Origin of the sequence: Kitasatospora sp. NPDC051170 (assembly GCF_044455705.1) — a bacterium.
GTDB lineage: Bacteria > Actinomycetota > Actinomycetes > Streptomycetales > Streptomycetaceae > Kitasatospora.
Genome location: NZ_JBITFA010000005.1, coordinates 106,597 through 125,013, shown reverse-complemented (window position 1 = coordinate 125,013; position 18,417 = coordinate 106,597). Strand labels below are relative to the sequence as shown.

Genomic DNA, 18,417 nt, shown 5'->3' with positions numbered 1-18,417 from the left:
CAGCCGACTGATCAGCCGGTGAAGGAGAAGGTGAAGGAGCCGACCTTCTGGCCCCCGGTGAAGAAGGTCGTGTTGAGCTGGGCGTCCAGGTACTTGGCGCCGGTCGCGTCCACCGTGAGGTTGTCGGAGGTCAGGCTCTGGGTGTTGCCGTTCTGGGAGGCGGCCACGGTGCCACCCGGCTTGAGCAGCAGGACCGGCTCGGTGCCGCCGGCCGGCACGCCGGTGACCCGCCAGTCGTCGGCGCTGAACGCCAACTGCTTGAAGAGCACGCTCTTGCCGGTCAGGAGGTCGACGAAGAGCAGGCTGCCGTCGAGCGAGGCGTTGCCGTAGTACTGCTTGAGGTTGATGCTGCCACCGGTCACCGGAAGGCTCGTCGCCAGACCGGCGGTGGAATCGTACGAGACGGAGGCGTTCGGCAGCGGAACGATGAACACGCCGTTCGCGGCAGCCGACTGGAGGAAGGCGTTGTTCTCGGTCACCACAGCGCTGCCGGTGGGGGCGGCGGGAGCGGTGTCGGCCACAGCCTCGCTGCTGAAGCCGGTCGCGGCGAGAACGACCGCGACGCCGCCGGCGAGGAACCGGGCGGTGATACGGGACATGCGAGTCTCCTTGGGAGAGGAAGGTTTCGCTTCGGTGGTGGAGCACCGGCCCGTAGGACCGGCCGACGGTTCCCGCCCGGTGCAGGCCGGGGGCGGGAACCGAAGTTCAGAAGTGCGAAGTGGTATCGCGCATGGGATGCGAACTACGTTCCGCTCGACCGTGCGTGACTTCGCGTCAGCTTGCCGCACCGTAGTGGAGGACAGGTGTCCGAGGGGAGAATCGGCGAAGCTCGCACGATGCCGAAGGACTCAGGTGATGACGGTGCTACCGCACGTCCACGGGCCGTTCCCCTCGGCGCTCCGGCAGTTGGGCCGACGGCCACGGGCGCGGAGCCCGTGGCCGTCGGATGGTGCGGGGTGGGTCAGCTGACGGTGGAGACACCACAAGCGACGGAGGTCAGGAAGCCGTAGCTGGTGATGTCGGCGCCGGCGACGGAGTCGTTGCAGATCCAGCCGTCGGGGCCGAAGATCGCCTGGAGGGCAGTGCCGTGGGTGTCGGTCGCGGTCCACTCGGTGTTGCGGAACACGTCGAACAGACCGCGGCCGAAGACCGTGTTGACCAGGCTCGTGTTGATGTGGCCGCTGACGACCGGGTTGTAGACGGTGGTGCCGACCTGGACGTTGCGCAGGGTCAGGACACCGACCGCGTCCGAGCCGGAGGAGTGACCGTTGGTCTGGCCGATGTAGTGACCGATCGAGTACGGGAAGACCGCGTCCGCGTCGTTCAGCGCCGCGTCGGTGCCCTCGTTCTCCTGCGGGCCGGTGGTGACGCAGGTGCCCGGGGTCGGGGTGCTGATCGCGGCGAGGAAGACCTGGCGCGTGCCGGAGTTGGCCTGCGGCAGGTACGGCTTGATGGTGGCGTTCGGCAGGCTGGAGCTGATCTGCTGCCAGTTGGTGTAGGTGCAGTTGTAGATCTTGGTCAGCTGGTCCTGGGTCAGCGACGCCGGGGCGTTGCCACCGCTCTTGGCGGACCAGGTGATCGCGTCCTTGGCGAGCAGGACGAAGGCCAGGCCGTGCGGGTCGGAGGCACCGGCCGGGCGCGAGGACCGGGCGAAGTCGACCGTGGCGGAGGTGTTGGCGTTGAGGGCGCTGATGCCGGCGCCGGAGCCGTTCGGGCGGGCGATCGAGGAGGCGCCCGTCTTCGGGGTGATCGGCGAGGTGCCGGTCGCGTCCCAGCTGTACAGGTGCGGGGCGGTGGAGCCCGCACCCAGGGAGGAGTTGTAGTCCGTGGCGAGCTGGTTCAGCAGCGCCTGGGTCGTGTCCGAGCCGACGCCCACGATGTCGACGGAGGCCGGGGTCACCGACGGGTCGGCGACGGCGGTGCCGCTGACGACGGTGGCGAGGGAGGTCGCCAGGGCGGCGACGGTGAGCAGCTTGGCAGCGGTCTTACGCATGTTCCTCTTCCTCCGAAGGGAGAGATGTACATCGCGTTACCGAAGCCCGGGTTGGGGGCTCCGAGCCGGGGGCCGTGTCTGCTGCGGCCCCTCCGGCGATGCCGATCCTGTCCGGCCCGGGGGTTCCGCCGGAAGGGTGGTGGAGTGTGACCGAAGAATGTCGACTCATCGGTTCGACGAGGTTTAGCGACTGGTCAGCGTGGACGTGACATACCCGTGGACGACCTTCCGAAAGCGGTCGACGTTCTTCTCCAGGTGGCTGCTCAGGGTGTTGCCGGAAACCTGCGCTTCACCGGAACTGCACGTTCGGCAACAGGGACTACAGGAGCCAGCTCCCGCCGCGCCGCAACTCCTGCCCCACGAACCGCAGTCCGGCCAGGAACCCCTCCACCCCCGCCTGGCACTGGTCCCTGCGCAGGTACCCCCGGGCGCTGCGGGCAACAGGAACGGCGTCCCCGGTGCCCCGCCGTGTGCTCCGCACGGGCATGTAGGCGGCCCACACCCACTGGCGCCCCTCGGACTGGCCCAGCGAGCAGCGCAGCGCGGCCCGTTCGATGATCAATTCCCTGACAGCTTCCGCGAGTTCGTCCTCGCTGCGGTACGTGCGCACGCCCACGCCGAGCGGCCGACCGTTGGCGGCCCGCAGCGCCCAGCTCACGCAACGGTCGGCCGCGGGGACGATCAGCAGTCGCGGCCCCCGCCGCTCAGCGGCCATCGGGGCGTCTCAAGGACACGGCTCTCTTCGGGACTTGCGGGATTTGTGGGGCTTGCGGGACTTGAGGAACCTGAGGGACCTCGCGAGGAATCGGCTCCCGTGGCGCTTGTTTCGCCAGGAGCACCACGAACCGCCGAAACGCGTTCTGACAGGTGGCGTACCTCTCGTACGCACGGCTGGACCGCACTTCGGGTAAGGAACGCGTTCCGGGAATGACCCAGATCCAGCCGATCCCGTCCCGCACATGGGTGATCCGCGCGGTGAGCTCGGCAGCGGCGACGCGTAAACCGTCGAAGCCGCGTTCGGCTTCGCCGGGTGTCTCGAACTGGGCGGCCGTGATGGCGACCACCCTTCCGTTCGGTGCTTTCAACTGCCAGCGGTAACGCCCGTCCGGGCCTCGTTCGGTCCGGAACCCCCCTCGACTTGCCCCTGCTGCGGCATTCCCGCGGCCGGAAGCGTCCACAGCCCCTCCGTCCGGTTTCCCCTCCGAGACGGAGCAAAGCTATGTGTGCACACTGAGCTGTTGGAACCCCAGCGCCTTCACAACTTGCGCTGTTGGTCGCGAAGTTCTCTCTTGTTCAGCTTTCACCAAAATCATCAGAGGCGGGCTGTCCACCTCACCCGGGTGCCCTTACGGTGCGGCCCGGGCTCGTGCCAGGCGGCCCCGCCGAGGGCCTCAGCCCGCCGGGTGAGGTTGAGCAGGCCGCTGCGCCGCCCGCCCGCGGGGATGCCCACCCCGTCGTCGGTGACGGTGAGGGCGACGCCGGGCCGTCCGGCCCGTTCCAGATCCTCCGGGTCGCCGCCCATCGGCCGTCCGTCGTCGTCCAGGTGGACGGTCGCGTCGATCTCGACGCCCACCCGCGAGGCCCGCGCGTGACGCGCCGTGTTGGAGAGCATCTCCCGTAGTGCGGCCAGCAGTTGACGCCCGGTCTTCTCGCCGACCAGGCTCTCCACCGGGCCGACGAAGCTCACCGAGGGCTTGAACCCGAGCGCCGCCGCGGCCTGGCTGGCCTCCCGCAGCACGCGCGTGCGCAGGGTGTCGGGGGCGTCGCCGTGGTCGTCGTGCTGCAGGGCGTAGATGGTGGTGCGCACCTCCTGGATGGTGGCGTCGAGCTCGTCCACGGCCTTGCCGATGCCGACCTTCACGCCCGGCACCATGGCCTGCCGGGCCGCGCCCTCCAGCATCATCCCGGTGGCGAAGAGCCGCTGGATCACCAGGTCGTGCAGGTCGCGGGCGATCCGGTCGCGGTCCTGGAAGACGGCGAGGCGCTGCCGGTCGCGCTGGCCCTCGGCGAGCCGCAGGGCGAGGGCGGCCTGCGAGGCGAAGGCCTCGGCGAGCTGCTTCTCGCTGTCGGTGAAGGGCACGGCGCCGCGCGGGCGCCAGACGCACAGGCCTCCGAGCACCCGCCCGGCGGCGACCATCGGGACGGCCATGGACGGGCCGAAGGCGCGGGCGCGCCGGATCACCACGGTCGGGTCGCTGGACATGTCGTCGAGGTGGACGCTCTCCCCGGCGAAGAGCTGCTTGGCGAAGCTGTCCTTGGGCAGCAGTTCGCCGCGCACGTACTCGGCGTCCTCCCCCGAGGCGTGGGCGACGCGCATCCGCCCGTCCCCGTCGCCCCCGCCCTCGGGCCCGGTGGGCAGGAGGATCATGCCGAGCGCGGCGTCCGCCAGCTCCCGTACCTGTTCGGCGGCGACGGTGAGCGCGCCCTCGGCCTGCTCGGTGGAGAGCAGCGCACCGGTGACGGCGTTGGCTCCGGCGATCCAGCGTTCCCGGCGCCGGCCCTCCTCGTAGAGGCGGGAGTTCTCGATGGCGACGCCGGCCGCGGCGGCGAGCGCGTGGACGACCTGTTCGTCCTCGGGGGTGAAGGCGCCGCCGCCCTTCTTCTCGGTCAGGTAAAGGTTTCCGAACACCTCGGCGCGCACCCGGATGGGCACGCCGAGGAAGGTCTTCATGCAGGGGTGGTGCGCCGGGTAGCCGGAGGAGCGGGGGTCGGCGCCGAGGTCGGCCAGGCGCAGCGGTTCGGGGCGGTCGATGAGCGCGCCGAGGATGCCGCGTCCGCTGGGCAGGTCGCCGATCTCGGCGGCGGTCTCGTCGTCGATGCCGACGTGGACGAAGTCGGCCAGGCCCGTGCCGCCGGGGGCGATGACGCCGAGGGCGGCGTAGCGGGCGTCGACGAGTTCGGCGGCGCCGGTGGCGATGCGGTGGAGGGTGGCGTGCAGGTCGAGCCCGGCGCCGATGGAGACCACCGCCTCCAGCAGCCGCTGCATCCGGTCGGTGACGGCGGCGGCGGACTGGAGGCGTTCGGAGACCTCGGTGACCAGCGTATCCAGCCCGAGCGAGGCGATCTCGGGCACCCGGTGGGGTGCCGGCTCCGGGGTGTCGGCGGGGAGGTCTGGCGTGGGGTCCATGGAGAAAGCCTAGTTTGTACGGTTTTCAGCTAAAGGCAGGCGCGGCTAGGAGCAGGCGCGGCTGAAGGCAGGCGCGACCAGGCCGTCGGCCTCCCGCTCCCGCCGCCACATCGCGTGCAGCCGCCCGTCCGGGTCGGCGAGCAGCTCCGACCAGCCGCCCCGCTCGGCGACCCGGCCGCCGTCCAGCACCAGCACCTCGTCCACGGTGTGGTCGTCCAGCCCGGCCAGCCGGTGGGTGATGAGCACGGTGCTGCGGCCCTCGGTGGCGGCCAGCAGGTCGGCGGTGAGGGCGTCGGCGGTGGGCAGGTCGAGGTGCTCGGCGGGCTCGTCGAGGACGAGGACGGGGAAGTCGGCGAGCAGCGCCCGGGCCAGGGCGAGCCGCTGGCGCTGCCCGCCGGAGAGCCGGGCGCCGTGCTCGCCGACCATGGTGTCCAGGCCGTCCGGCAGGGTGTCCGTCCAGTCCAGCAGCCGGGCGGCGGCCAGCGCCGCGCGCAGGTCCTCGGCCGAGGCGTCGGGGCGGGCGAGGCGCAGGTTCTCCCGCAGCGAGCTGTCGAAGACGTGGGCGTCCTGGGCGCAGAGGCCGATCACCCGGCGCACGTCCTCCCCGGCGAGCGCGCGACTGTCCACAGCCTGTGGACGACCGGCGGCGAAGGCCACCGTCCCCCCGCCGGGCTCCAGGAGGCGCAGCAGCGCCTGGGCGAGAGTGGTCTTGCCCGAGCCGGACGGGCCGACGACGGCGATCCGCCGGCCGGGCGCGAGGTCGAGGTCCAGCCCGGCGAGCGCGTCCCGCTCCTGCCCGGGGTGGCGCACGGTCAGGCCTCGCACGGCGACGGGCAGCGGCTGCTCGGGCAGGGCCGCGGGCGCGGCGGGCTCCGCGACGGGCGCCGGGGCGAGGAGCACCTCGTCCAGCCGGGCCTGCGCCGCCCGGGCGCGCTGGCGGGCCTGGACGGCGAGCGGCATCCCGGTGACGGCCTCGAAGGCGGCCAGCGGGGTGAGCACCACCACGGCCAGGCAGACCGGCGCGAGCGCCCCGTCCCGTACGCCCTGGACGCCGACGGCGGCCGCGGCGGCGACGGTGAGGCCGGTGAGCAGTGCGATCAGCCCGGTGCCCAGCGCCGTGGTGGCGGCGGAGCGGGCGGCGAGCCGGGTCAGCGCTTCGTCGGCGCGGCGGACGGCGGCGAGCCGCCGGGGCAGGGCGCCCGCCACGGTGAGCTCGGCGGTGCCGCTGAACACGTCGACCACGCCGGCGGCCAGCCGCCCCCGGGCGGGGGCCTGGCGCCGCTCGGCGCCGGCCGACCAGCGGGCGGCCAGCGCGGGCACCAGCACGCCCGCGAGCAGCAGCCCGAGGCCGAGCACCACCCCGGCTGCGGGCAGGAAGGCACCCATCGCCACGGCGGAGGCCAGCGCCACCACGGCGGCCACGGCGGCGGGCAGCCGCCAGCGCAGGTAGCGGTCCTGGATCGCGTCGACGTCGGCGACGAGCCGGGAGAGCAGGTCCCCCCGCCGGAAGGCGGGCAGCCCGGCCGGGGCGAGCACGGTCAGACGCCGGTAGACGGCGGCGCGCAGGGTGCCGAGGGTGCGCAGCACGGCGTCGTGGGAGACGAGCCGCTCGGCGTAGCGGAAGACGCTGCGGCCGATGCCGAAGGCCCGCACCGAGGTGACGGCCATCATCAGGTAGAGCACGGGCGGCATCTGGGAGGCCCGGGAGATCAGGTAGCCGGAGGTCGCCATCAGCGCGACGGCGCAGCCGAGGGCGAGCGCGCCGAGAAGGACGGACAGCGCCAGCCGGGGCGCGGCGGGCGCCGCCTCCTCGGCCTCCGCCTCCGCCTCCGGGGAGACGGCTGCGGTGGGCCGCCCGCTGTGCGCGAGCGGAGCGAGTGAAGCGGCCGGTACGAACGACGGCCCCGCCAACCGCACCCGCTCCTGCGCCACCGCCAGCAGCGCCGGCCGGTGCGCGACCACCAGCACCGTGCGCGCCGGGTCCTCGGCGAGCGCCCGTACGGCCTCGACCACGGCCGCCTCCGAGGCGCCGTCCAGGTTGGCGGTGGGCTCGTCGAGCAGCACCAGCGGCCGGTCGTCGGCGAGCAGCACCCGGGCGAGGGCCAGGCGCTGGCGCTGCCCGGCGGAGAGCCCGGCGCCGTCCTCCCCCAGCACGGCGTCGAGGTCGGTGACGAAGTCGAGCGCGTGCGCGGCGCGCAGGGCCGTCCACAGCTCCGCCTCCTCGGCCTCCGGCCGGTGCAGCCGCAGGTTGTCGGCGATCGTCCCGGCGAACAGGTGCGGGTGCTGCGGCACCCAGGCGATCTGCCGCCGCCAGCTCTCCGGCTCCAGCTCGGCGAGGTCGTAGCCGCGCCCGTCCGCCGCGGTGACCCGTACGGTGCCCGCGTCCGGCCCGGTGAGCCCGAGCAGGACGGCCAGCAGCGTGGACTTCCCGGCGCCGCTCGGCCCGGTGAGCGCCGTCGTCCCGCCCGGACGCAGCGTCAGCGAGACCTCGTCCAGCGCGGGCTCGGCGCGGCCCGGGTGCCGTACGACGACCCCCTGTGCCGCGATGACGGCCCCGACCAGCGCGGGCGCCGGCACCGTCCCGGCCGCGGGCAGCGGGGTCTCCAGCACCTGGAAGATCTCGTCGGCGGCGGTCAGCCCCTCGACGCTGGAGTGGTAGAGCGCGCCGACCTGCCGGATCGGGAAGTACACCTCGGGGGCGAGGATCAGCACGACGAGCCCGGTCTCCAGGTCCAGCGTGCCGTCGACGAGCCGGAAGCCGATGGTGACGGCGACCAGGGCGACGGACAGGGTGGAGAGCAGTTCCAGCGCGAAGGAGGAGATGAAGGCGATCCGCAGGGTGCGCAGGGTCGCGCGGCGGTAGTCGGCGGTGATCCGGGCGATGGTGGCGGCCTGGGCTCGGGCCCGGTTGAACACCTTGAGGGTGGGCAGTCCGGCGACCACGTCGAGGAAGTGGTGCGAGAGCCGGGCCAGCGTCTCCCACTGCCGGTCCATCCGGGCCTGGGTGGCCATGCCGATGAGCGCCATGAACAGCGGGATCAGCGGCAGCGTCCCGGCGATGACGGCGGCCGAGGTGAAGTCGGCCCCGACGATGCGCAGCAGCACCACCACGGGGACGACGACGGCCAGCGCCAACTGCGGGAGGTACCGGGCGAAGTAGTCGTCGAGGGCGTCGACGCCCCGGGTGGCGAGGGTGGTGAGTTCGCCGGTGCGCCGGCCCGCCAGGTAGGAGGGGCCGAGCGCGGTGGCGTGGTCGAGCAGCCGGCTCCGCAGGGTGGACTTCACCCGGGCGACGGACCGGTGCGCGGTGAGTTCGGTGAGCCAGCCGACCAGCCCCCGCCCGAGGGCGGTGAGCGCGAGCAGCACCAGCGGCCCGCTCAACTCCCCGACACCGTCCCCGCGTTGGAAGGCCCGGACGACGATCTCGGCGATCAGGCTCGCCTGGGCGACGACCAGTCCCGCACCCACCGCGCCGAGCAGCACGCTGCCGGCGAGGAAGGCGCGGGTGGTGCGGGCGTACCCGAGGAGTCGGGGGTCGACGGGCTTCACGGCCTCAGCCTTGCTCGGTGGCGGCGGCGCTCTGGTGGCCGCCGGGGATGTGCTGGACGCCGATCCGCTTGCGGAACACCCAGTACGTCCAGCCCTGGTAGAGCAGCACCAGCGGGGTGAACACGGCCGCGACGATCGTCATCAGCTTGAGCGTGTACGGCGCGGAGGCCGCGTTGGAGACGGTCAGGCTCCAGGCGTCGTTCAGGCTGGAGGGCATCACGTTCGGGAAGAGCGACAGGAAGAGCATCGCGACGGCGGCCACGATGGTCACCCCGGACAGGACGAACGCCCAGCCCTCGCGCCGCAGTTGGTTGGCCGCCAGGGCGCCGAGCAGCGCCACCACGGCCACGGTCAGGGCCACCAGGCTGCGCCCGTTGCCGCTGTCCACCTGGGTCCAGATCTGGAAGACCAGCGCGAGCGCGGCCGTGGCCAGCCCCGCGCCCAGCGCGGCCGTGCGGGCCCGGTCGCGGATCTCGCCGACCGTCTTGAGCGCGGCGAACACCGCGCCGTGGAAGGTGAACAGGGCGAGCGTCACCAGTCCGCCGAGCAGGGCGTACGGGTTGAGCAGGTCCCAGAAGGAGCCGACGAAGTTCTTCTGCGCGTCGATGTCCACGCCGCGCACGATGTTGGCGAAGGCCACGCCCCACAGGAAGGCCGGGAGCAGCGAGGTCCAGAAGATGGCCTCCTCCCAGTTGCGCTGCCAGCGGGCGCCGTCGCGCTTGGCCCGGTACTCGAACGCCACGCCGCGCACGATCAGGCAGACCAGGATGACCAGCAGCGGGATGTAGAAGCCGCTGAACAGCGTCGCGTACCAGTCGGGGAAGGCCGCGAAGGTGGCACCGCCGGCCGTCAGCAGCCAGACCTCGTTGCCGTCCCAGACCGGGCCGATGGTGTTGATCAGCACCCGGCGTTCGGCGGTGTCGCGGGCGAGCGGCTTGGAGAGGATGCCGATCCCGAAGTCGAAGCCCTCCAGGAAGAAGTAGCCGATCCACAGGACCGCGATCAGCACGAACCAGACGTCGTGGAGTTGCATGACCCTTGGTCTCCTTTCCGTGAACCAGTGGCGTCAGTACGCGAAGGCGAGCGGCTTGTCGGCGTCCTCGTCCGAGGAGGGGCCGCGCAGGGTCGGGTCCTTGGCCGGGGGCTTCTCGGTGACCACCGGCCCGGCCTTGGCGTACTTGACCAGCAGCCGCACCTCGATGACGGCGAGGATCGCGTACAGCGTGGTGAAGGTGACCAGGGCGCCGATCTGCGTGCCGACGCTCACGTTGGGGGAGACGGCGCTGGCCGTGGTCATCAGGCCGAAGACGGCCCAGGGCTGACGGCCCATCTCGGTGAAGATCCAGCCGAAGCTGTTGGCGATCAGCGGGAATCCCATGGTGAGGATGCCGATCCGCCAGCTCCACTTGGTGAGCACCGGGCCCAGCTCCCGCGAGGGCGTGAGCATCAGCCGGGGCACCTCGGTGTCGCCGGTGCGGAACTCCGGCTTCAGGAGGAGCTTGCGCCGGGTGGTCCACAGGCCCACCAGACCGGCCAGGAAGGAGGTCATCCCGAAGCCGATCATGAACCGGAAGCCCCAGTACGTCACGAAGACGCTCGGGATGTAGTCCTTCGGCGAGCCGCCGTGCTGCGCGGCCTCGGCGGCGGCGGTGTCGTTGATCCCGGGGACGGAGGAGGAGAAGTCGTTGTGGGCGAGGAAGGACAGTATCCCGGGGATCTCCAGCTCCACCGAGTTGTGGCCCTTGCTGACGTCGCCGACCGCGAAGATCGAGAACGGCGCGGGCGACCGGGTGTCCCAGAGCGCCTCGGCGGCGGCCATCTTCATCGGCTGCTGCTCGAACATGACCTTGCCGAGGGTGTCGCCGCTGAGCGCCGTACCGGCGCCGAAGACCACGGCGAGCACCAGGCCCAGGCGCAGCGAGGTGCGCATCACGGCGGTCTTCTTCGGGTCGGCGCCCTCGGGCCGGCGCTTGGCCTTCCACAGGTGGAAGGAGGAGATCCCGACCATGAACGCGGCGCCGGTGAGGAAGGCGGCGGTCAGGGTGTGGAAGACCACGACGAGGGTGGTGTTCTGGAACAGCACCTTGGCGATGTCGGTGAGCTGCGCCTTGCCGCTGACCGGGTCGATCGCGTAGCCGACGGGGTGCTGCATCCAGGAGTTGGCGGCGAGGATGAAGTAGGCCGAGAGCACGGTGCCCAGGGCGACCATCCACATGCAGGCGCAGTGGATCCGCTTCGGCAGCTTGTCCCAGCCGAAGATCCACAGGCCGATGAAGGTGGACTCGAAGAAGAAGGCGATCAGCGCCTCCATCGCGAGCGGGGCCCCGAAGACGTCACCGACGAACCGCGAGTAGTCGGACCAGTTCATGCCGAACTGGAACTCCTGCACGATGCCGGTGACCACGCCCATCGCGATGTTGATGAGGAAGAGCTTTCCCCAGAACTTGGTGGCGTGGAAGTACTTCTCCTTGCCCGTCCGCACCCAGGCGGTCTCCAGCCCGGCCACGACGGCGGCCAGGCTGATGGTGAGCGGGACGAAGAGGAAGTGGTAGACGGTCGTGATGCCGAATTGCCAACGTGCGATCGTTTCGTGAGCGATTGCCAGTTCCACGTCGCCCTCTCTCCAGCCGGCCCCAGTAGGGCGTTTCCGAACAAACCTCATCTATAGCCATGGACCGCCGCCGAACCACGCAAGCTTGTCCGCTTGTGAACGTGAACACGTTCACAAGGTCCAGTATCCATCATCCTTACGGAGGAACCGCAGGCAGGGTGGGGTTGACACGGAGTTTCGGCGCGTGACGGTGCGCACAGTCTGCGCGGCGGCCCGAGGACCGGACAACGCACGGGGCGGGCGACGGCACCCGGCGACTTGTCCGAACCGGCGCTTGACAGCACGAAGCCCCGCTCGCGACCACGAGCGGGGCCCGCTACCAGCCGGAACCGGTCGTGTCCTCGACGGACCGGACCTTTCCGTTCCCTTCGGTTTCCCTCGGCCCGTGAGCGAATTGACGAGTCGACCTGGGGATTCAGGAAAGGCGCTCACCGTTGACGGGCAGTTCGACCCGGAATGTCGCGCCCGCCCCCGGGGTCGTGTCGAGGCTGAGCGTTCCGCCGTGGGCCCGGGTGAGGGCTGTGGCGATGGCGAGGCCCAGGCCCGCGCCGCCGCCGTTGTCGCGGCTGCGGGAGGCGTCGACGCGGTAGAAGCGGTCGAAGACGCGGCGCGCCTGGTCCTCGGTGAGGCCCGGGCCCGCGTCCGCGACCTCCAGCAGGCAGACGCCGCCCACCCCCGAGCCCACGCCGATGCGCACCGGGGTGCCGGGCGGGGTGTGCTTGACGGCGTTGCCGACCAGGTTGGTCACCACCTGCCGCAGCCGCGCCTCGTCCCCGAGGACGGGCGCCGCGGCGGGCACGCCGGCGCCGGCCGGGCCCGTGAGCGCGACGGGACGGCTCGGGTCCAGCGCGGTGAGGTCGTGCAGGGCGTCGGCCGCGAGGGTGCGCAGGTCCATCGGGGCGAGGTCGAGCGGGCGCTCCTCGTCGAGCCGGGCGAGCACCAGCAGGTCCTCGACCAGGGCGCCCATCCGGACGGACTCGCTCTCGATCCGGCTCATCGTCCGGCGGACGTCCTCCTCGGTGGGCAGCGCGCCCATCCGGTACAGCTCGGTGAAGCCCCGGATGCCGGCCAGCGGGGTGCGCAGCTCGTGCGAGGCGTCGGCGACGAACCGCCGCATCCGCGACTCGGACTCGGCCCGGGCGGCGAAGGAAGCCTCGATCTCGTCGAGCATCCCGTTCAGCGCCACCGACATCCGCCCGACCTCGGTGCCCCGGGAGAGCTCCGGCATCCGGTGCGAGAGCTCCCCGGAGGCGATCCGCGCCGCGCCCGCCTCGATCCGGCGCAGCGGCCGCAGCCCGGCCCGCAGGGCGAAGAAGCCGAGCGCGGTGATCAGCAGCAGCACCGCGCCGCCGATCGCGAGGAAGGAGGTGCGCAGGCTGCCGATGGTGGCGTCCACGTCCTCCCGGGAGACGGCGACCATCACGTACGCCGGGACGGTGGACGGCGCAGAGAAGGCGCCGGGCCCGGGCGCCTGCTGCTGGGCCTGGGGCTGCGGCTGACGGGGGGCCTGCAGCGGCAGCACCAGCACCCGCCAGCTGTGGTGGCCGCGCTGGTCGGGCAGGTCGAAGGGCGCGTCGGGAGCGGTCTGGGTGGGGTCCAGTCCGGCCAGCTGGGGCGCCGGCTCGGTGTCCGAGACGGGCTGGCGCATCGTCCCCTGCACCTTGCCGTCCGGGGACAGGTACTGCACCAGGTACTGGCTGGGCAGGCTGATCCGCTTCCCGGAGACCGCGGGCCGCCCGGGCAGCGGCGTGGACGGCACGGTCGGCGCGCGGTGGGAGAGCAGCGGCCCGTACCGCTGGAGCTGTTCGTCGAGCTGATCGACCAGCTGCTCCCGGACGGTGCCGAGCACCACGGTGTCACTGACCACCAGCCCGGTGGTGACCAGCACGAGCGCGAGCACCAGCAGCCGCAGGCGCAGCGACAGCCGGGAGGTGAGACGGGCGAGCACGAGCGGGCCCGGTCAGCCCTGGGCGGGGCGGCGCAGCGCGTAGCCGATGCCGCGCACGGTGTGGATCAGCTTGGGGCCGTGCGCGGGGCCGGAGTCGAGCTTGCGGCGCAGGTAGGAGATGTACGACTCGACGATGGAGAGGTCGCCGCCGAAGTCGTAGGCCCAGACGTGGTCGAGGATCTGCGCCTTGGACACCACCCGGCCGACGTTGGCCATCAGGTAGTGCAGCAGCTTGAACTCGGTCGGGGAGAGCGCCACGGGCGTGCCGGCGCGGGTGACCTCGTGCGCGACGGGGTCGAGGGCGAGGTCGGCGACGACCAGCCGCCCGTCCTCGGCGGGGCCGCCGGCCCGGCGCAGGATGGCCCTGATCCGGGCGATCAGCTCCTCCAGGCTGAACGGCTTGGTGACGTAGTCGTCGGCGCCGGCCGCGAGGCCCTGCACCTTGTCGCCCACGCCGTCCTTCGCGGTGAGGAAGAGCACCGGGAGGTGGTCGCCGGGGTGCCCATGGGAGGGCGCGGCGATCTGGCCTCGGCTGGTGCGCTCGCGCAGCTGTTCGACGACGGTGAAGCCGTCGAGGTCGGGCAGCATGACGTCGAGGACGACGAGGTCGGGCCGCTCGGCGGTGATCAGGTCGAGCGCCTCGGTGCCGCTGGCGGCGGAGGCCACGCGGAAGCCGGAGAAGCGCAGCGAGGCGGCGAGCAGCTCGCGGATGTTCGGCTCGTCGTCGACGACGAGGAGGAAAGCCTCGCCCTGGCCCGCGGTCACGGCGGAGCCGCCGGGTGTGGTGACAGTGCCTTGCACGGGGCTTTCGCCTCCCGATCGGACGGTGACGTTCAGCATGAGGCTAGCTCCCGGAGGCTATGCGACATGGATGAATGTTGGATTAACACCTTATCGGTCGGTTTTGAGGCGACAAGCCCCCAGGTACGGGGCTCGGTGGTGTGCGTACGGGAGCCCCGCGCGCACGGCGGCGGCCGGGGACCCCTGTACCCCGGCCGCCGCGGTCTCACCGCCCCGCGCTACCCCGCGGCGCTCAGGCGAACATCCCCGGCTGGTAGGCACCGGCGGGCTGGCGGACCATGACGTTGCCGCGGTTGAAGGCGTTGATCAGCGCGATCAGGGCGACCAGCGCCCCCAGCTGCTCCTCGTCGTAGTACTTCGCGGCGTTCGCCCAGACCTCGTCGGTCACACCGGGAGCGCCGTCCGCGAGCCGGGTGCCCTGCTCGGCGAGCTCCAGCGCGGCCCGCTCGGCGTCGGTGAACACCGTCGCCTCGCGCCAGACCTGGACGAGGTTGAGCCTGGTCGCCTCCTCGCCGCCGTGCACGGCGTCCTTGAAGTGCATGTCGACGCAGAACCCGCAGCCGTTGATCTGGCTGGCGCGCATCATCACCAGCTCCCGGGTCGCGGCCGGCAGCAGCTCGGACTCCGCGATCTGGCGGCCCGCCGCGATGAAGTGCTTGAGGACCTTGCCGATGATCGGGTTGGCGAACTGGTCGAGACGGGCTTCCATGATGTGCTCCCCTGTCCTGGTGGTGCGCTGTCACCCTGTCTGACCGAACACGCCCGCCGACCGTGACATCCGCCGGGTGTGACCTGCGCCACCGTCGCCCCGCCGCCGCGCGGCTACGCTGCGGAACAGGGCGCGAGGGGGGAGGGTTTCCATGGCCGGCACGATCACCCCCCTGCTCGCCGCCTGCGCCCTGGCCGGACTCCCCGCCGAAGGGGCCTCGCTGATCCGCGAGGGCGAGAACGCGCTGTGGCGGCTGCCGGGCGGGGTCGTCGCCCGCGTCGGCCGCACCGGTCAGACGGCGGCCGCCTCGCGCGAACTCGCCGTCGCCCGCTGGCTCTTCGAGTGCGGCGTTCCGTCCGTACGGCCGCTGGAGAGCATCGCGCAGCCGCTGGACATCGACGGCCGGCCGGTCACCTTCTGGCACCAACTGCCGCCGCACGCGCACGGAACGGCCGCCGACCTGGCACCGCTCCTGCGGCGACTGCACCAACTGCCCGTCCCCTCGTTCGCCTTGGGACACCTCGACCCGTTCGTCCGTCTCACCCTGCGCATCGACGGCGCGTCGACCGTCCGCCCTCCGGACAAGGTCTGGCTGCACGGACGCCTCACCGACCTGCGCGCCGCCTGGGCCGGCCTGCCGCCCGGACTGCCCGCCGGAGTCGTCCACGGCGACGCCTGGGGAGGCAACGTCGCGGTGACCGCCTCCACCACCTACCTGCTCGACTTCGAGCGCACCTCGCTCGGCCCGCCCGAATGGGACCTCACCGCCGTCGCCGTCGAGCAGGGGGTCTTCGACACCGCCACCCCCGAGGAGTACGCCGCCTTCTGCGAGGCGTACGGCACCGACGTCACCACCTGGCCCGGCTACCCCGTCCTACGGGACCTGCGCGAACTGCGCCTCACCTGCTACGCCCTGCAACTCGCCGCCGACGACCCCGACCGCCACCGCACCGAGGCCCACCACCGCCTCGCCTGCCTGCGCGGCGAGGCCGGGCCGAGGCCCTGGCACTGGTCGGCGGTCAGCTGACCTGCGGTTTCGATGCGGTCGGAAAAAGTTCTGAACTCACCTGCAACCCCTCGGGGGGACGCGCGTCTATCAGGGTGAAGGCGGACGGAGAGCAGGACCGGCGAAGCCGGGGGGTGCTTCCGCTCGACAGGAGCGGCGCCGGTCACCTTCACCCACCACACGCTCATCACCATGACCCTGGGGAGTCACGTCATGCGCACGCCCGTTATCACCCGATTCACGAAGAACATCCGCCCGGTTTCCGTCCGCCGCGGACTCGCCGCCATCGCCACCACCGTCGTCCTGGCAGGCGGGGTCCAGGTCCTCACCGCAGGCAACGCCTGGGCCTGCGGCGCCCCGGACGACGCGCCCGTCGCCGCTCCCGCGAAGCCGGCCACACAGGAGAAGGACGACCGCTCCGTCGAACTGCACGGCCAGGGCGCCACCGGCGCGTTCGTCTCGGTGCCCGCCTCGATCACCGCGGGCGGCCCCAAGGTGGAGTTCGACGTCGACTTCACCAACGGGACCGGCGCCGACTACCACCGGTTCCCGCTGGGGATCTCGTTCTTCAACAAGAACGGTGCCACTCCGCAGCCCTCGCAGATCACCGCCGAGGTGATGGACCACGGCCAGTGGAAGCGGGTGACGCTGCACCACCGCTGCGACCCGGCGATCGGCGGTTCCGCCCCTGGTGTGACCGCGCCGCTCGCCAAGGGCCAGGTCGGCCACTACCGCTTCCGGGTCGCCGTCGCCGCCGATGTCCCCAAGGACGTCAACGGGCTCGAGGTCATCGTCTCGCCCGACCTCGGTGTCGTCGGTCGCGGCGCACTCACCGAGGTGAAGGTGACGCACCCGAAGCCGACCACCCCGGCCAAGCCCAAGCCCACCTCCAAGCCCGCCGAGAAGCCCGCCGAGAAGCCGGCCGAGCCCGCCACCGACAAGACCACCGCACCCGCCGCCACCCCGAGCGCCGCACCCGCCACCACCGCCCCGCCCGGCACCCCCGAGCTCGCCCACACCGGAGCGGATGAGAACAACACCTTCCTCGCCCTCTCCTCCGCCGCGTTCCTCGCCCTGGGCGCAGGCGTCCTGATCGCCGTCCGCCGACTCCGACCCCAGCGGTAACCGGCCGACGGCCACCATGAAGGGGCCCTGTTCCGCACGCCGGTGCGGAACAGGGCCCCTTCACGTCTCACCGCACGCCCCGCACCCGCCCTCACGCCGAGTCCGCCGCACCGGCCCCCGCCGGCCGCCCGAGCACATCCCACGGGCCCACGCCCCCAGCGCGCTTCCCCTTCCGCGTCGCGCACGGTCGTCACGTAGCCGGCCGGGCCGCCCAGCGCAGGGCATGCCCGGACAGCCAGGCCAGGGCCAGCAGCGCGCACACCTCGAAGAGGTCCAGCCCGATCCAGGAGTTGGCGAAGTTCCGGGCGCCGATCCGCCCGGGCACGGTGGCGATCAGCACCCCGCTCCACGGAATCAGCAGGAGAGCCGCGACCGTCAGGACCCTCGGCAGCCTCCGGAGCAGCCCGGCCTCCCACCGCCGGATCCGGTCTCGGAGCCCGTCGAAATCCTCCCCCAGGTTTCCACGCGCGCATCCTAACCTGGGCTTTTTCGCCGCCCGTTGGGCCGTCGACGCATGAAGGGGCCCTGTTCCGCACCGGTGTGCGGAACAGGGCCCCTTCGTGGTGGCCGTCGGCCGGTTACCGCTGGGGTCGGAGTCGGCGGACGGCGATCAGGACGCCTGCGCCCAGGGCGAGGAACGCGGCGGAGGAGAGGGCGCCAGCCCACGGCGGACGGAAACCGGGCGGACGTTCTTCGTGAAACGGGTGATAACGGGCGTGCGCATGACGTGACTCCCCAGGGTCATGTGTCTGACGGTGTGTTGGGTGAAGGTGACCGGCGCCGCTCCTGTCGAGCGGAAGCAACCCCCCGGCTTCGCCGGTCCTGCTCTCCGTCCGCCTTCACCCTGATAGACGCGCATCCCCCCGAGGGGTTGCAGGTGAGTTCAGAACTTTTTCCGACCGCATCGAAACCGCAGGCCGGAGCACTTCCGGCCCCCACCGACCGCGAGTTCACCGACGTCTGCGCCGTGGTCTGATCGAGCTCGGCGAGGGAGACTTCACCCTCGTCGGAGCAGCGATGAACGGCGGGGCGGTGACGACCGCGACCGCACCACAGGAAGGACTGTTCAGCCTATGAGCGAACGGGAATCGGCCTCATCCTTCGGCGATGCCGAGGAGAGCCCCGGATTGCTTCTCTGGCAGATCACCAACCGCTGGCAGGCCGCCCAGCGCGCGGCCCTCAAGCCGTACGGACTCACCCACGTCCAGTTCGTCCTGCTGGCCGCCCTCACCTGGCTCGGCACCGAAGGCCCCATCACCCAGAAGCAGTTGGCCGACCACGCGGCCACCGACCCGATGATGACCTCCCAGGTGCTGAGGGCCCTGGAGGCCGCCGGCTACGTCGAACGCCTCCCCCACCCCACCGACAAGCGCGCCCGCGCGCTCCAGGTGACGAACGCGGGGCGCGAGGTCGCCAACCGCACCGTCCGCGTGGTGGCGGAGACCGACCACAGGTTCTTCGAACCCCTCGGCGATCTCGCGAACCCGTTCACCAGCTCCCTCCAACGCCTCACATCCCGGGGCCAGTTGACCAGAGGCGCATAGGTGA

General features: G+C 72.0%; 15 protein-coding genes. 4 read left to right on the top strand and 11 right to left on the bottom strand.

The genetic code is table 11. The annotated features are described in order from the left end of the window. Positions 1–11: 11 nt before the first annotated feature. From ACIBCA_RS13640 to ACIBCA_RS13630, 3 genes are all read right to left on the bottom strand, one after another. The gene (locus ACIBCA_RS13640; protein WP_396283042.1) at positions 12–599 is read right to left on the bottom strand and encodes a hypothetical protein; all 588 of its coding nucleotides are present in this window, start codon (positions 597–599) and stop codon (positions 12–14) included. Positions 600–961: 362 nt separating this feature from the next. Beyond that, complete coding sequence (locus tag ACIBCA_RS13635) at positions 962–1,993, bottom strand: PstS family phosphate ABC transporter substrate-binding protein (RefSeq protein ID WP_396283041.1); 1,032 nt, start codon at positions 1,991–1,993, stop codon at positions 962–964. A gap of 319 nt (positions 1,994–2,312) precedes the next feature. Further along, entirely contained in the window at positions 2,313–2,708 is a 396-nt protein-coding gene (locus tag ACIBCA_RS13630; RefSeq protein ID WP_396283040.1) for a hypothetical protein, read from the bottom strand. 212 nt (positions 2,709–2,920) lie between these two features. Between ACIBCA_RS13630 and ACIBCA_RS13625 the strand changes: the two genes are divergently transcribed. Then, positions 2,921–3,091, top strand: coding sequence for a hypothetical protein (locus ACIBCA_RS13625; protein ID WP_396283039.1), 171 nt, complete (start codon positions 2,921–2,923; stop codon positions 3,089–3,091). A gap of 214 nt (positions 3,092–3,305) precedes the next feature. Here ACIBCA_RS13625 and ACIBCA_RS13620 read toward each other — a convergent pair whose 3' ends face one another. The 7 genes from ACIBCA_RS13620 to ACIBCA_RS13590 all read right to left on the bottom strand — a co-directional run bounded on the left by ACIBCA_RS13620 (position 3,306) and on the right by ACIBCA_RS13590 (position 14,738). Beyond that, entirely contained in the window at positions 3,306–5,120 is a 1,815-nt protein-coding gene (locus ACIBCA_RS13620; RefSeq protein ID WP_396283038.1) for a GAF domain-containing sensor histidine kinase, read from the bottom strand. 45 nt (positions 5,121–5,165) lie between these two features. Next, on the bottom strand, positions 5,166–8,669 hold the full coding sequence (gene cydD, locus ACIBCA_RS13615; protein ID WP_396283037.1) for a thiol reductant ABC exporter subunit CydD: 3,504 nt from the start codon (positions 8,667–8,669) through the stop codon (positions 5,166–5,168). 4 nt (positions 8,670–8,673) lie between these two features. Beyond that, positions 8,674–9,702 (bottom strand): cytochrome d ubiquinol oxidase subunit II, encoded by a 1,029-nt coding sequence (gene cydB, locus ACIBCA_RS13610; protein ID WP_396283036.1) that lies wholly within the window; start codon positions 9,700–9,702, stop codon positions 8,674–8,676. Between the two features lie 33 nt (positions 9,703–9,735). Beyond that, a complete protein-coding gene (locus ACIBCA_RS13605) occupies positions 9,736–11,280 on the bottom strand; it encodes a cytochrome ubiquinol oxidase subunit I (protein ID WP_396283035.1) in 1,545 nt (514 codons plus the stop codon). Between the two features lie 415 nt (positions 11,281–11,695). Continuing rightward, positions 11,696–13,228, bottom strand: a complete 1,533-nt coding sequence (locus ACIBCA_RS13600) for a sensor histidine kinase (RefSeq protein WP_396283034.1) — start codon at positions 13,226–13,228, stop codon at positions 11,696–11,698. Between the two features lie 12 nt (positions 13,229–13,240). Continuing rightward, on the bottom strand, positions 13,241–14,029 hold the full coding sequence (locus tag ACIBCA_RS13595) for a response regulator transcription factor (protein WP_396283033.1): 789 nt from the start codon (positions 14,027–14,029) through the stop codon (positions 13,241–13,243). Positions 14,030–14,261: 232 nt separating this feature from the next. Continuing rightward, positions 14,262–14,738 (bottom strand): carboxymuconolactone decarboxylase family protein, encoded by a 477-nt coding sequence (locus ACIBCA_RS13590; protein WP_396283032.1) that lies wholly within the window; start codon positions 14,736–14,738, stop codon positions 14,262–14,264. A 151-nt stretch (positions 14,739–14,889) separates the two neighbouring features. Here ACIBCA_RS13590 and ACIBCA_RS13585 point away from each other — a divergent pair, with 151 nt between their 5' ends. Next, entirely contained in the window at positions 14,890–15,765 is an 876-nt protein-coding gene (locus ACIBCA_RS13585) for a phosphotransferase family protein (protein WP_396283031.1), read from the top strand. A 192-nt stretch (positions 15,766–15,957) separates the two neighbouring features. Then, positions 15,958–16,869 carry an LPXTG cell wall anchor domain-containing protein gene (locus ACIBCA_RS13580; protein ID WP_396283030.1) on the top strand — a complete coding sequence of 304 codons (912 nt, stop codon included), beginning with the start codon at positions 15,958–15,960 and terminating at the stop codon, positions 16,867–16,869. Between the two features lie 190 nt (positions 16,870–17,059). Here ACIBCA_RS13580 and ACIBCA_RS13575 read toward each other — a convergent pair whose 3' ends face one another. Beyond that, positions 17,060–17,209, bottom strand: a complete 150-nt coding sequence (locus ACIBCA_RS13575; RefSeq protein ID WP_396283029.1) for a hypothetical protein — start codon at positions 17,207–17,209, stop codon at positions 17,060–17,062. 787 nt (positions 17,210–17,996) lie between these two features. Between ACIBCA_RS13575 and ACIBCA_RS13570 the strand changes: the two genes are divergently transcribed. After that, a complete protein-coding gene (locus ACIBCA_RS13570; RefSeq protein WP_396283028.1) occupies positions 17,997–18,413 on the top strand; it encodes a MarR family winged helix-turn-helix transcriptional regulator in 417 nt (138 codons plus the stop codon). The last annotated feature ends 4 nt before the right edge of the window (positions 18,414–18,417 follow it).